The sequence below is a fragment of the Flavobacteriales bacterium genome, assembly GCA_016704485.1.
GTDB lineage: Bacteria > Bacteroidota > Bacteroidia > Flavobacteriales_F > PHOS-HE28 > PHOS-HE28.
Genome location: JADJAA010000002.1, coordinates 122,262 through 136,841, shown reverse-complemented (window position 1 = coordinate 136,841; position 14,580 = coordinate 122,262). Strand labels below are relative to the sequence as shown.

General features: G+C 49.5%; 10 protein-coding genes and 1 pseudogene. All 11 read left to right on the top strand.

Features of this window, described 5'->3' with window-relative positions:
* The 11 genes and pseudogenes from IPF95_11830 to IPF95_11780 all read left to right on the top strand — a co-directional run bounded on the left by IPF95_11830 (position 1) and on the right by IPF95_11780 (position 14,535).
* Positions 1–3,495, top strand: a complete 3,495-nt coding sequence (locus IPF95_11830; protein MBK6475376.1) for a gliding motility-associated C-terminal domain-containing protein — start codon at positions 1–3, stop codon at positions 3,493–3,495.
* Positions 3,492–4,535 carry a PorP/SprF family type IX secretion system membrane protein gene (locus IPF95_11825; GenBank protein MBK6475375.1) on the top strand — a complete coding sequence of 348 codons (1,044 nt, stop codon included), beginning with the start codon at positions 3,492–3,494 and terminating at the stop codon, positions 4,533–4,535. The genes IPF95_11830 and IPF95_11825 overlap by 4 nt, the downstream gene beginning before the upstream one ends.
* Positions 4,536–4,582: 47 nt before the next feature.
* Positions 4,583–6,814, top strand: coding sequence for a DUF1573 domain-containing protein (locus IPF95_11820; GenBank protein MBK6475374.1), 2,232 nt, complete (start codon positions 4,583–4,585; stop codon positions 6,812–6,814).
* 8 nt (positions 6,815–6,822) lie between these two features.
* A complete protein-coding gene (gene pepE / locus IPF95_11815; GenBank protein ID MBK6475373.1) occupies positions 6,823–7,536 on the top strand; it encodes a dipeptidase PepE in 714 nt (237 codons plus the stop codon).
* 99 nt (positions 7,537–7,635) lie between these two features.
* Positions 7,636–8,571, top strand: a complete 936-nt coding sequence (locus IPF95_11810) for a mechanosensitive ion channel (protein ID MBK6475372.1) — start codon at positions 7,636–7,638, stop codon at positions 8,569–8,571.
* On the top strand, positions 8,555–9,607 hold the full coding sequence (gene corA, locus IPF95_11805; GenBank protein ID MBK6475371.1) for a magnesium/cobalt transporter CorA: 1,053 nt from the start codon (positions 8,555–8,557) through the stop codon (positions 9,605–9,607). Before IPF95_11810 ends, corA begins: the two co-directional genes overlap by 17 nt.
* 156 nt (positions 9,608–9,763) lie before the next feature.
* Positions 9,764–9,937 carry a hypothetical protein gene (locus IPF95_11800; GenBank protein ID MBK6475370.1) on the top strand — a complete coding sequence of 58 codons (174 nt, stop codon included), beginning with the start codon at positions 9,764–9,766 and terminating at the stop codon, positions 9,935–9,937.
* Positions 9,938–9,944: 7 nt separating this feature from the next.
* The gene (locus IPF95_11795) at positions 9,945–11,339 is read left to right on the top strand and encodes an arginine decarboxylase (GenBank protein MBK6475369.1); all 1,395 of its coding nucleotides are present in this window, start codon (positions 9,945–9,947) and stop codon (positions 11,337–11,339) included.
* Positions 11,340–11,507: 168 nt separating this feature from the next.
* A complete protein-coding gene (locus tag IPF95_11790) occupies positions 11,508–12,482 on the top strand; it encodes a deoxyhypusine synthase family protein (protein MBK6475368.1) in 975 nt (324 codons plus the stop codon).
* 11 nt (positions 12,483–12,493) lie between these two features.
* Positions 12,494–12,841, top strand: a complete 348-nt coding sequence (locus tag IPF95_11785; GenBank protein MBK6475367.1) for a DNA primase — start codon at positions 12,494–12,496, stop codon at positions 12,839–12,841.
* Positions 12,842–13,004: 163 nt separating this feature from the next.
* Positions 13,005–14,535, top strand: a pseudogene (locus tag IPF95_11780) (IS1182 family transposase).
* The last annotated feature ends 45 nt before the right edge of the window (positions 14,536–14,580 follow it).

The window sequence follows — 14,580 nt, the reverse complement described above, 5'->3', positions numbered from 1 at the left end:
ATGACGCTATGCCTTCGTCCATTCTTTAGCCTTTTCATTTGCACATTATTCCTGCATCCGATCCACGCGCAGCAGACACTGCGCTTCATCGAGAATAAGGGACAATGGCCAAATGCCGTTACGCACCGGGCCGAAATGGCGGATGCTTATTTCTACTGCGAACGCGGAAGCATTGTGATCGATAGGTACGATGCTGAAGCACTTGTAGCGCAACACGCCAACGTAAATGCCGACCCGAACTTGCGGTTGCAGCACCACGCAGTCCGATTGCGCTTTTTAGGTGCCGATACATTGTCAATTCCACGTTCCGAGCGACCTCTTTCCGGACGGACCAACTATTTCCTAGGGAACGACCCGTCCCGATGGGGATCAAATGCACGGCCCTTTGCGGCTGTTACCATGGAGCGTGTTGCCCCCGGTTGCGATGCCCAATTCTACGAAGGTCGATCTGGCTTGAAATATGACCTGATCGTTCATCCAGGGTGGGATCCAAGTGCGATAAAATTCACGTATGAAGGGGCTTCAGGAATTGAATTAAGAAATGGTTCGCTGATCATTTCAACTTCGCTTGGACGTTTGGTCGAACGCATACCATTGGCCTATCAGGACATCAACGGAGAGCGAAGAACCATCATGTGTGCATACACTTTGAATGATGGGGTCATCGGCATCGTCCCTGAAATGTACGATGACCAGCATGCATTGATCATTGATCCAGAACTATCCTTCGCAACATACTCTGGTTCGTTCAGTAATAATTTTGGATACACCGCATCCTTCGATGCAGCTGGATTTTTATATGCGGGAAGCACAGCTTTCGGCGCACAATATCCTATCACCATGGGAGCGTATCAGACCAATTGGCATGGAGGTGCAACGGATATTGCAGTAACCAAATATGATACGACCGGAACTTTTTTGATCTGGAGCACTTATATCGGTGGAGCCGCTGCGGAAATGCCACATAGTCTTATCGTTGACCAGTACGACCAACTGGTACTACTCGGCACATCCGCATCAGCAGATTACCCCACTAGTTCTGGTGCCTTTGATAATTCATTCGGGGGAGGTACAGCATTTACACCGGCCGGCCTCGGACTTACCTATCCCACTGGGTGCGATATGGTGGTTACCAAACTGAACTCAACCGGTTCGGCAATTCTGGGTTCTACGTTTCTCGGCGGATCCAACAATGATGGATTGAATTCTGCGACTGCGTTGAAGTTCAATTATGCCGATGAAGTACGTGGTGAAGTGTTGTTGAACAGTGCGAATGATGTTTGGATCGTGAGCTGCACGGAGAGTTCGGATATGCCGATAACCATAGGAGCTGCTCAATCCGGCTTTGCAGGTGGATCACACGACGGTTATGTAGCGCGACTCTCGCCCAACTTGGATCAACTTTTATATGCCAGTTATATCGGGGGATCAGGAGCTGAAGCTGCTTACAATGGAACGGTGGATACGCAGGACAGGCTTTACGTATGTGGCGGCACCACAAGCACGGACCTCAACGTTTCATCCACTGCTCTGAACGGGACGTTCAATGGTGGAAATGCGGATGCATTCGTTGCACGATTCACGGTAAACGGTGATGCGATAGACAGATTGACCTACTGGGGTAGTGCGGCTTATGACCAGGCCTATTTCCTGGACCAGGATGGCGCTGACGCGATCTATTTGTTCGGGCAAACCTCAGCGGCATCCGGAGCACTCAGCTTCAACGCTCCATATAATGTACTTGGCGGCGGTCAATTCGTTACAAAACTGGATCCGGATCTGAGTGCATTACAATTTTGTTCTCGAATAGGTGCAGGAGATGGAACGCCCGATATTTCCCCAACCGCATTTCTCGTGGATGTCTGCGATAAGATCTATACAAGCGGATGGGGAAGTAATAACGGTGGGCTTGGCGGTGGGCTTACAACTGCCGGTCTGCCTGTAACAACTGATGCGCATCAAGCAACCACGGATGGGCATGATCTCTACCTCGCAGTATTCGATATCAATATGGCGGGATTGACCTATGCAACCTATTATGGCGGATCACTTAGTCCGGAACATGTCGATGGAGGCACCAGTCGATTCGATAGACGTGGACGCGTATACCAATCGGTATGTGCGGGATGCCAAGGCAATAGCGATTTCCCTACTACCCCTGGGGCGTGGAGCGCTACGAACAACAGTGGTGGATGTAACAACGGAGTTCTGAAGTTCGATTTCGACGCACCCTTGGTGATCGCATCCTTCTTAGCGCCGGATACGATCTGTGGGCCTTATGTAACAACACTGACCAATCTTAGTAACGGCACGTCCTACCTCTGGGATCTCGGGGATCTGTCCACCTCTACCCTTCCTTCTCCGACCCATACCTATGCGAGTACGGGTACGTACACGATCACCCTCACGGCATACGACCCCAACGCATGCAACGCGCAGGACATGGTGCAACGGACGATCACGATCGCGGATCCTATCCCAACATTGCAAGCTTTAAATGATACCGTGATCTGTGGTCCGGTTGCAAGTATCGATCTGCTCGCGAATAGTTATGGAACAGCGTCCAGCTTTATTTGGTCCTCTGATCCGGATCTCATGAATATGCTGAATGCAACTACGTCCGATAGTACAGCAACCATTTCTCCAGCGATCGAGGGTACGTACTATATCCAGGCGAGTAGTTCCAATTCCTGCACGGTGTTGGATAGCATTTCCGTTTCGATACCGAATGCCCGGATCGCGTTGCTCGGCGACTCGTTGCTATGCGCTTCGGATACTGCACATTTATTGGTTTCCGGCGCGGCATCCAATGCCTCATTCTCATGGGAGCCTTTTTCCGATATCATCTCCGGACAGGGAACCGCGAACGTTAGTGTGGCACCGACGGACAATGCTGTTTACGGTGTTGACGTATTCACTCCTTCCGGCTGCAACTGGTCCAGCACTATCGCCGTTAACGTCTCCCCTATCAATGGCAATAGTGTATCAGCAAGTGCGTCTGAAACAACAGTACTTGCCGGTTCTACGGTAGAATTATATGCTACGCCATCCAATGGCGTTACCTATAGCTGGACTCCTTCAACAGGCTTGGACGATCCGTTCACTTCATCACCGACAGCTTTGGTGAATACGACGACCACTTACACCGTTACCGTTAGTGACGGAATATGCACACGCGATGCATCTGTGACCATCAAAGTGTTGGAACTTGTTTGCGACGAACCCGACATTTTCGTACCAAACACATTCACTCCGAACGGTGATGGCATTAACGATACACTCTATGTGCGCGGAATTCCGATCGATCACTTGGAGTTCATGGTCTTTGATCGTTGGGGAGAAAAAGTTTTCGCGACAACTGACAAGACCGTTGGATGGGACGGAACGTTCAACGGAAAACCAGCGGACCCGGCTGTTTTCGTCTACCACCTGACAGCCTTTTGTAAGGATGGGCAGCGCTACTTCACCAAAGGAAATGTCTCCGTAGTGCGATGATGCGGATCCGAGACATAGTGAAGCAGTCTTTCATTGCATTCGGGCTGTCAATTGCATTGATCCTTTTCATTACTGCAAGTGTGTTCTCGCAGGACATCCATTTCTCGCAGTTCTTCAACACACCACTTGCGCTTGGACCAGGATCCATCGGTGCGTTCAAAGGCAATTACCGATTGAACACACTTTTCCGACAGCAATGGCGTGCCGTAACTGTTCCCTATCGAACATTCGCGTTGGGCGGTGATGCAGCGAACATATTTGGCATAAAGGGACTTGGGCTTGGAGCATGGGCATTCAACGACCGAGCGGGAGATAGCCGGTTACAGCAATTTCATTTAAGCGTAGGTGCCAGCTATTCATTGCGACTTGGCCGATCCGGAAATAGTGTGTTGATCACCGGATTACAAGGCGGATTCACATCACTTAGCCTGGATAATAGCGCACTCTCTTTCGATGCACAATACAATGGATTCCAATATGATCCTTCACGTGCGACCGGAGAACAATTCTCACGCTCTTCCATGTTCCATCCTGACCTGAACGCAGGAATGGTCTATCGCTATGCACCTAATGATCGCCAATTGACCCAGGTCGGGTTGGGCCTATTCAACCTTACAACACCGAACATCGGATTCTTGGGTGAGCCCGGTGTACCATTGGATCGAAGAGCAGCCGTTCACGTGATCACCCAATTCCCTGTCACTACGAAATTGGACGTGCTACCGATGGCACGATACATGAGACAAGGTGCATACGAGGAGCTGGATCTTGGTGCGAACCTTCGTTACATTCTCCTCGACAAGTTCGGTCTTAAGCGCGCATTGCAATTTGGAGGGCACTATCGCGCAGCGGATGCAGGATATCTCTACGCTGGATTCGAGTACGATGATTGGACCTTTGGTTTATCCTATGACATCAATACCAGTGATCTCGTTCCTGCTAGTCGGAACCGAGGTGGGATCGAGATATCCGTGATCCGGATCTTCAAAAAATATCCTCCAGTGCCCGTTCGATACAAGGCATGTCCGGCTCAACTATGAAGATGGTGCACTGCTTTCATAAGATAGTATGCGTCTTGGGGTTGCTTATGGCTATGCATTCCAACGCACAATCGGTGGACCAATGGACCGCGTGGGGCGACGCTGCTTTTTCGAAAGGCGAATACTATGGTGCATCGCGGTATTATGATGGCGCATTGATCGCTGACCCTGGTCGTATGGCCTTACAATGGAAGCAAGCAGAAGCATGCCGCATGAGCAATCAATACGACAAGGCGCACATGCTTTACGATAAGGTGTATCGCAAAGATCAAGGACGCACTTACACTGAGGCGCTGCGCTGGCTGGGCGAAATGCTGCTTTGTGACGCACAGTATAAAGAGGCCGCAACCACATGGAAGAAACTATTGCGCAAAGAGAAAAATGACGATTCGGTGCTTTCCATGCGTGCCAAAAATGCGTTGTTAGGAATAGAATTGGCAGCACGCTTTGACAGCCTTCAACCCACGGATGTGATCCAGCATCTTCCCGAGCCCATCAATAGCTACAGTGCTGAATTCGCCGCATTGAACGGGCCGGATGGCAAACTCTATTTCTCGACATTACGTGGGGATGTTAATGCCGAAGGTGAAATACAGGACACGGTATTGTACAAGACCACCATCGTTCGAATAACAACGGACCCTGAATCAGTTCAGACCTTCGAAGTCCTCAATGAACCTATGAATACCGATGGCGATAATGCAAACGTAACATGGTCCATGAATGGAAAGTATGTCCTCTTTACCAGATGCGGTCAGCCATCAACCTGTAGCATTCACGTTGGTACAATTATCAACGACGTTGTGACGGACATTCACCCGCTCAAAGGGCTACCTGTAGAAGCGACGAATACGCAACCCATGTTAGCGATGCTGAATGGAAGTGAGACCCTGTTCTTCGCAAGCAATGCTGTTGGAGGCCAAGGAGAATTCGACATCTGGAATGCCGTGTTCACTAATGGTGAAGTGAAAGACCCCAAGCCGCTTGGAGCCTCAATAAATACGCCGGGTAATGAGCGTACACCTTGGTTCATTGCAGATAAGAACATGCTTTGGTTCAGTTCCGATTTTCTTCCTGGTCTAGGGGGATATGACCTCTTTAGTTCGATGTGGGATGGACATGAATACCTAGCACCGGTCAATGCGGAAACTCCATGGAACAGCCCAGCGAACGATCTGTACCCTTCTTTCGACCAGAAGACTGGTGTAGCCTTTCTTACGAGCAACCGAAAAGGGTCCTTGGCCGCGAAGGGCGAAACGTGCTGTAACGACATCTATAAGATCGAAGTACAGGTTCTTGTTGATCCACCTCAACTCGAAATGGTCGATACCACGATCATGGTCACATCTATCCCTACTGACACTACTCCTATCACCAGCAGTACGACTGTTGCAGCGCTACGCGATATTGTGGACCAATTCCCGATCAAACTTTATTTCGATAATGACCAACCGGAACCGAGATCATGGGCAACGACCACCTCTCATACATACGGCGCTACCTATGATGAATACAAGAAAAGGGTTCCGGAATATTCTCGGAATGGAACCGATGAAAAATTGACAGAGCGTTTCTTCATTGAGGAAGTGGATATTGGATATTCCAGGCTGAATGAATTGGTAACGGCCTTGGAAGTGGCACTGCGCCAAGGCGAGAGCATTACGCTTGATGTTCGCGGGCATGCCAGCCCGCTTGCTCGGAACGATTACAACGTTAATTTATCGACACGTCGAATTGAAAGCCTACGAAATCAACTTCGTATTGCACTGCAAGGAAGTTTGAGACCGTATATGGATAGTACGTCAACTAGTGGTGGCATTCTTCGCATACGCCAATTGCCCTTTGGTGAAGACCGTTCTGCCCAGGGAGTTAGCGATGACCTTAGCGACCTTGAACATTCCGTATACAGCGTAAATGCAGCTCATGAACGACGTATTGAGATCGAACGTATCAACGTATCGCGATCCCCCCCTTCAAACGAACCGCTATCACTTTTCTTTGATGTTGGAACCGTTCGACAAGGAGTGGAGGAACGTTTTTCGGTCCCGATCACGAACTCTGGACCGCTTCCTTTGCACATTAGTTCAGCGCGATCGGAATGTGATTGTATGCAGATCGGTACATTACCGGTAGTTGTTCCCCCAGGTGACTCTGCTAACGTGGAACTGATCTACACCGGACGCACGCGACCCGGACCATTGAGAAGACGGATAACGCTTACGACCGATGGCACACCGCAGAAACTTGAACTGATCATCGATGGCAACGTGATCGAATAATGAATTGAATGGAACTATTACTCCTCTCCAACTCTACACTTCCCGGCACACCGTTCTTTGAGTGGCCGAAGACCCATGTCCAGGAATTTGTGAAAGGTCGAGAACGCGTTGCTTTCGTGCCATACGCTGCGGTAGAAGAACAGCGAGATAATTATGCTGAAAAAGTTGTACCGATCTTCGGCGAATTCGGGGTTGAACTATTCAGCCTTCATCATGAAAAAAATCCTATCTCCGCGTTGGATAATGCAGATGCAGTTGTGATCGGCGGTGGAAATAGTTTCCTGCTGTTGCAAACGCTTTACCGCACAGGTCTTCTGAAGGCCATAGGAAACCGCGTAAAGAATGGACTACCGTATATTGGATGGAGTGCAGGCAGCAATGTTGCATGTCCGAGCATTATGACCACCAATGACATGCCAATCGTTGAGCCACCCTCCATGCGTGCGTTACACTTGGTACCGTTCCAGATCAATCCGCATTATACCGAAGCGACCATACCCGGTCATGGCGGTGAATCTCGGGATCAACGAATTGCGGAGTATTTAGCAACGAACCCAAAAAGTACGGTAGCAGGTCTGCGCGAAGGTTCATTGCTCCATGTAAAAAATGGTCAGTGTACGCTTGTGGGTAAGGATATGAAAGTATTCAATGCCGGTAAGGATCCAGAGATCATTGCAGCGGGTAGCGTAACGCACATGGACCTACGCTTGGTCGAAGGGTGATCGGCGGTTGCCAGATCGTTACTGGATCTGACATTCGCCTTCTCACAACTCATTGGCGAACACCTACTTCTCAAGGTATACCCCGAGTAGTTTCGCTGCATGCCACAAGTCCCCCCTTCAATTATTCCGGAGGAGCCAGGTCGTATCGTACAATTGCTGCATACGTTGGGCATGGACCTGCTTTTGCTGCTGAAGATCATCGCGATCCTTGGTGCAGCTTGGCTGGTGGAACGGCTGATCTATTTGATCCTACGACGTGGTTACGCTCGCAGAAAGGCGAAAGGGCGTAATGAATTCACACAATACCGGTTCCTACGGAATGCCGTTAGAACTGTGGTAGTGATCAGCGCATTCTTCGCGATCGTATACGCTGTTCCTTCCCTTCGATCCTTCGCTTTCACCTTGTTCGCAGGTGCTGGTATCCTCGTGGCCATCCTCGGTTTTGCTGCACAAAAGGCATTCAGCGATATCATCAGTGGTGTCTTTATCGTAGCATTCAAACCATTTCGTGTGGGTGATGTGATCCAAGCCGGCTCACAAGGTTTCTTCGGAATGGTGGAGGACATAAATCTTCGGCACACCACCTTAGTTACATTCGAGAATAGACGCGTCGTGATCCCGAATTCCATCCTTAGCGAAGAAAGGATCGTCAACAGTAGCATTCGTGATGAAGCCACCTGCCAATACGTAGAGATCCCGATCGCGATGGATGCGGATATTGATATGGCCCGGCAGATCATTCAAGAAGAAGCCATGGCACACGACCATCAGATCGATCGGCGCACACCTGATGAGAAAAAAGCCGGTGAGCCAGAGGTTCAGGTACGTGTTGCGGAAGTGAGTAACGGATTCATTCTAATGCGGGCCTACGTATGGGCAATGGACCCCGTGCTTGCTCGCATGATGAGGTATGATCTTCAGGAACGGGTCCTGAAACGCTTCGCGGCGATCCATTTGCCTGTTGCGGTACCTTATACCCATTACGTGAGCTACAACCCGTATGTCAAACCTGAACTTGATGGTAAGGAAGCGTAGTGAGAAGAAAGGTCTCTCACCGGGTTCACTCATTTCAGTGAGTGACGAAACAAACAGCAACACGGTGATGAAGGTGTTCTCCTATAACACGGAGACCTGTAAAGAATTGACCGCCACGCGTATCGAGGATCTACCGGAGATCAGCTCGGCAAAGATCACTTGGATAGATGCCGATGGACTTGCGGACGTGGAACTCATAAAAGCGCTTGGTGAACGTTTCGGTCTCCACGCTTTGTTGCTAGAGGATATTCTGAATACCGAGCATAGACCCACGATCGAGGAGTTCCAGGACCATCTGTTCGTAGTTGCCAAAATGCTTTCCATTGATCCTGTCTCGAATGATCTTGAGGTGGAGCAGATCAGTTTCGTTATAGGTAAGGATTACGTTCTTAGCTTACAAGAACATCCTGGCGATATACTTGACCCAGTGCGTGAACGATTGCGCAACGGGTTAGGCAGATTAAGGCGAAAAGGACCGGACTACCTGCTGTACGCATTATTGGATGTGATCGTGGATAATTACTTCACCATAGTGGATGGGATCGGCGATCGGATCGAACGGCTAGAAAAAAAGATCCTGGCCAAACCTGACAACCAAAGCCTATTGGAACTTCAAGAACTCCGTGGTCTTCTGATCACGATCAATCGCTATGTCCTTCCTACACGAGAACTGGCCGGCCGGTTCAGCACTATCCAATCCGCGCTGATCGATAAGGGTACACGCAGGTATGTGAGCGACCTACAGGACCACACCGTGTATATCGCCGAGAGCATTGGTATGTTCCGCGATATGTTGTCCAATTTGGAAAATACCTATCATGCCCAACTGAATGCACGTTTGTCACAGGTCATGAAGCTTCTAACGGTGATCAGTACCATTTTCATACCACTGACCTTCATCGTCGGAGTGTATGGCATGAATTTCAAATATATGCCTGAATTGGAGGCTCCAATGGGCTATCCGATCATTCTGATCGTTATGCTCCTTCTTTCTCTGGCTATGCTGTATTGGTTCCGGCGGAAAGGGTGGTTGTGAGAAATTTTCTGCTTTTGGCCGCTTGCGTTGTTCTCTGCTTTTACTTTGTACGGCACCAATGGAACGCTTCACCTTTCTTGCGAAATGCAAAAACTCCTCCGATCTGTTTGGGATCGGTAGCTATTGCGCGCGTTTCATTTCCCACGGTTTCCGCTGATGTTAGTGCGCGTTCATATCCGGATAGTGCACTTTTATGCATCCGTTCTCCGGTTCCTGAACAACCCTACGTCTACTTCTGCTGAGTTCGATCCATTCAGGCAACGCAGCAATGTGCATGCTGAGTTCATGGTGAACAAGCAACCATATTCCATTCCAAACCTCTTCGCGTAAAAGCGCTATGAAGACCCGCTATATCGACCTGATCGAACAAACCTTCGACTTTCCAAAAGACGAATTCAAGCTCAACGGTGATGATCTGGTCTGGAATGACCTGCCTTTGATGGACATCTTGGAAAAACATGGCTCACCATTGCGTATTACGTGGTTACCCAAGATCGGCGAGAAGATCGATCTTGCACGTGAATGTTTCGCCAAAGCGTTGAAAACGCACGATTACAACGGTACGTATAAGTACTTCTATTGCACGAAGAGTAATCACTTCAGCTACGTTGTTGATAAAGTACTGAAAAAAGGCGTTGATCTCGAAACAAGCAGCGCCTACGATCTTGAAATGATCGAGGTGCTCATCTCGCGTGGTCGCATTACAAAGGACTCAAAGATCCTATGTAACGGATTCAAGGATGAAGCTTATATCAAGGGTATAGGCTCGTTGGTGAACAGGGGATATAATGTTGTGCCGATCATCGACAACATGGCAGAAATGTACATGCTCGATGAAGTGATCGAAGGCACCTGCGATATCGGCATCCGCATTGCTGCAGAAGAGGCGCCAAAGTTCGAATTCTACACCAGTCGCCTAGGCATCGGGTACAAGGATATCATTCCCTTCTACATGCGTAATGTTAGCAAGCAGAAGAAATTCAAGCTGAAGTTGATGCACTTCTTCATCAATACCGGTATAACGGATACGGCATATTATTGGAACGAACTGAGCAAGTGCGTGAACGTCTACTGCGATCTGAAGAAGCTTTGCCCGACGTTGGACACCTTGGATATTGGTGGTGGCCTGCCGATCAAGAACAGCTTGAACTTCAATTTTGATGTGGAGTATATGATAGGAGAGATCGTAGGGCGTATCAAGGATGTATGCCACGAGAACCGTGTTGCAGAACCTGATATCTGGAGTGAATTCGGGAGTTTTACGGTCAGTGATAGTGGCGCAACTTTCTTCAGCGTTGTATATCAGAAAAAACAGAATGAAAAGGAACGGTGGAACATGATCGATGGAAGCTTCATGACGACCCTACCGGATACGTGGGCGATCAGCAAACGGTTCATCATGCTACCCGTGAACAACTGGAACGACGAATACGAACGCGTCTTTCTTGGCGGCATGACCTGCGATAGCGATGATTATTATAACAGCGAACAGCATATCAACGCGATCTACATGCCCAAGTATCAGGAAGATAGAAAACAGTACATAGGCTACTTCAATACCGGTGCTTACCAGGACACGCTTGGTGGTTTTGGAGGCATTCAACATTGTCTGATCCCAAAACCAAAGCATGTATTGATCGATCGGGTAGAGGATGGAACGCTGGTCGATCGTGTTTTTGCCGAACGCCAATCAGCCGAGCGGATGCTTCAATTGTTGGGGTACATTGAATAATGGATGTGCGGTGCTCCATGTTCTGCGGATGTATGCGGATCATTGGTCGGAACCAGTGGATTGCTCATGTTTCTTTTCTTTTTTCGGATCATAACTTAGCCGAACCTTCTTTTTATGCATCTTGCCTTCCAACCAGAACGACTTTGCCATAATATTGGCACCTGAAACATGAGTAGCAAACGCCCCCTTTCTGATTTCATGGAGAACAACTACCTGCATTTCAATGCAGCTGCTCTCGTGGACGCCGCAAAAGGATATAAGACCCACTTGGCCCAAGGCCGAAAAATGATGGTGACCCTAGCTGGCGCCATGAGTACCGCCGAATTGGGAAAGACATTCGCAGAAATGATACGCCAAGGGAAAGTGGATATTATCAGTTGTACAGGTGCCAATTTGGAGGAGGACGTGATGAACCTTGTAGCACACGACCATTACGAGCGCGTACCACATTATCGCGATCTAACACCAACAGAGGAGCGTGCACTTTTGGATCGTGGCATGAATCGCGTTACGGATACATGCATACCCGAACACGAAGCTTTCCGCCGATTGGAAAAACACGTAGTGGACCTTTGGACCGCCGATGATAAAAGCGGAAACCGTCGTTTCCCACATCAGTATTTCTACGAGATGATCAACAGTGGCGTACTGAAGCAGTACTACCAGATCGACCCGAAGAACAGTTGGATGGTTGCAGCCGCAGAGCGCAATATCCCTATCATATGCCCAGGATGGGAAGACAGTACGTTGGGTAACATTTTTGCAGGTCACTGCATGGTCGGGGACTGTAAACCCGGTATGATGAAAAGCGGGATCGAGTACATGATGTTCTTAGCCGATTGGTATACCAACAATTGCGGTGATGATGGCATTGGCTTTTTCCAGATCGGGGGAGGCATTGCAGGCGATTTCCCGATCTGTGTTGTTCCCATGTTGCAACAAGACCTTCAACGCGAAACCCCATTCTGGAGCTATTTCTGCCAGATAAGTGATAGCACCACCAGCTACGGAAGTTATAGTGGTGCAGTACCCAACGAGAAGATCACATGGGGAAAGTTGGACATTGGAACTCCTAAATTCATCATAGAAAGTGACGCAACTATAGTTGCACCACTGATATTTGCATACGTATTGGATATGTAGCCCCCCGCACCATGCAACGACTCATACGCTCCTTCGCCACCTTGACCGATGAACTCAAGGAAAAACTTCAGGTCCAGTTCCCGGACGGGATCGACAGTTCGCACATCAAGACAGTTCCCACTGCCAAGGGAGAAATGCTGCGCGTGATCGAACTGCACACTGCCGATGCCATGTACTTGATCAAGATCAACCCCGAAAGCCGTGCGGAGATCGACGAGTACCTGGACAATGAAGATGGTGATGTGCCGGACGATGATATTGGAGATGATGTTACCGATGATCTGGAGAACGACGACGACGATGACAATAATGACAACGACGCACCGGACGAGGATGACGATGACGACGACGAGGATTGACCAGATAAGCTACTTTTGGTAGTGTTTTTGTTCGGGGAAGTATTACTGTAGGACCCCAATGAATTTGATGGGGCTGTCTCAAAAGAGGCAGCCCTTTTCATTTTATTGAAAAGCCGTTGGAAGTTGATCTTGACAACTCGTTTTGGGTGATCGACCTTCGGGCATGGCTTCACAAAGAAAAGTCGTGTTCAAGGACTACGACCCGAGTCAAGCGATGCTCTTGCCACCATCGTTGGAAGAACTCATCTCAAAGACACATGCCGTACGTGTAGTTGGTTCGGTTATCGACCAGATCGACATCGGTTCGCTGGCCGACACGTACAAGGGTGGCGGCACCTCTAGTTACCACCCGCGTATGTTGCTCAAGGTATTGGTCTATGCTTACCTGAACAACATCTACTCCTCGCGTAAGATCGAGGCAGCGATCCAGGAGAACATCCATTTCATGTGGCTTGCCGGGATGAAGCGTCCGGATCACCACACGGTCAATCGGTTCCGTGCCCAGCGGCTCAAGAACCACATCAAAGAAGTGTTCAGCCAAGTGGTTCTGTTGTTGATGGAAGCGGGTCATGTGAATCTCAAAGCAGTGTACACCGATGGCACCAAGATCGAGGCCAATGCCAATAAGTACACCTTCGTTTGGGCCAAGAGCATTGCCACCAACAAGAAGAAAATGAAAGCCCAGTTGGAGGAGCTCTGGAACTACACCCAAGGAGTAGCCGCTGAAGAACTACAGGGCGATGACCCCGGTGAGATGGAAGAACTCGACCCGAAGAAAGTGGCCCAGACCATTGATGCGATCAACGCCGCGCTCAAGGACAAGAAGATCGATCCGAAGACCAAGCAAAAGCTCTCTTACGCCAAGAGGAACTGGCCGGACAACGTGCGCAAGTACAAGATGCAAGAGTCCATCTTGGGCGAGCGCGGTAGCTACTCGAAGACCGATCGCGGAGCCACCTTCATGCGCATGAAGGACGACCACATGGGCAACGGACAACTCAAGGCCGGCTACAACGTGCAATGGAGCACCCAGAACCAGTTCATCATACACTACAGCCTACATCAGGACACCACCGACACCAAGACACTGATCCCCCACTACAAGGAACTACAAGCCCAGTTGGGCAAACTGCCCCAAGCGGCTGTGGTCCGCCGCATGGCGGAGCTATGGCTCGGAGCAGAATTACGAATACTTGGAAGGCGAGGGCGTGGAGGCTTTTGTGAAGTACAACTACTTCCACCGTGAACAACAAAAGAGCTACTGGGAAAAACACCCCTTTGTACAAAACAGACTCCACTACAACGCTGCAAGGAACGAGTATACCTGCCCCATAGGCCAGCCCATGCGGCATATCGGTGACCAGCGCTCAACAACAAAGGCCGGGTATGTGCAAACCGTATCGCGCTACCAAGCAAGCAACTGCGCCACATGCCCCATGAATGGTGTTTGCCACAAGGCCAAGGGTAACCGGATCATCGAAGTGAACCATCGGCTTAACGAACTTAAAGCCCAAGCCCGAGAAAAGCTCACCAGCGAAGAAGGTCTAATGCACCGAAGCGCTAGACCGGTGGAAGTGGAATCGGCCTTCGGTAACCTCAAGCAGAACAAAGGCTTCACCCGGTTCATGCTAAGGGGACTCGACAAAGTCGCCTTGGAAACCGGACTACTTGCAACTGCGATCAACCTGAAGAAGTTGGTCAGGATCCTTCAAAAAAGGGCTGAGGAACGTCTAAAAAGT

What these genes read in the sequence shown, in the direction of transcription:
- IPF95_11820 (MBK6475374.1), top strand. Translation starts at nt 4,583, where the DNA reads ATGGCTATGCATTCCAACGCACAATCGGTGGACCAATGGACCGCGTGG.
- IPF95_11800 (MBK6475370.1), top strand. Translation starts at nt 9,764, where the DNA reads ATGTTAGTGCGCGTTCATATCCGGATAGTGCACTTTTATGCATCCGTT.
- IPF95_11810 (MBK6475372.1), top strand. Translation starts at nt 7,636, where the DNA reads ATGCCACAAGTCCCCCCTTCAATTATTCCGGAGGAGCCAGGTCGTATC.
- IPF95_11785 (MBK6475367.1), top strand. Translation starts at nt 12,494, where the DNA reads ATGCAACGACTCATACGCTCCTTCGCCACCTTGACCGATGAACTCAAG.
- corA (MBK6475371.1), top strand. Translation starts at nt 8,555, where the DNA reads ATGGTAAGGAAGCGTAGTGAGAAGAAAGGTCTCTCACCGGGTTCACTC.
- IPF95_11790 (MBK6475368.1), top strand. Translation starts at nt 11,508, where the DNA reads ATGAGTAGCAAACGCCCCCTTTCTGATTTCATGGAGAACAACTACCTG.
- pepE (MBK6475373.1), top strand. Translation starts at nt 6,823, where the DNA reads ATGGAACTATTACTCCTCTCCAACTCTACACTTCCCGGCACACCGTTC.
- IPF95_11830 (MBK6475376.1), top strand. Translation starts at nt 1, where the DNA reads ATGACGCTATGCCTTCGTCCATTCTTTAGCCTTTTCATTTGCACATTA.
- IPF95_11795 (MBK6475369.1), top strand. Translation starts at nt 9,945, where the DNA reads ATGAAGACCCGCTATATCGACCTGATCGAACAAACCTTCGACTTTCCA.
- IPF95_11825 (MBK6475375.1), top strand. Translation starts at nt 3,492, where the DNA reads ATGATGCGGATCCGAGACATAGTGAAGCAGTCTTTCATTGCATTCGGG.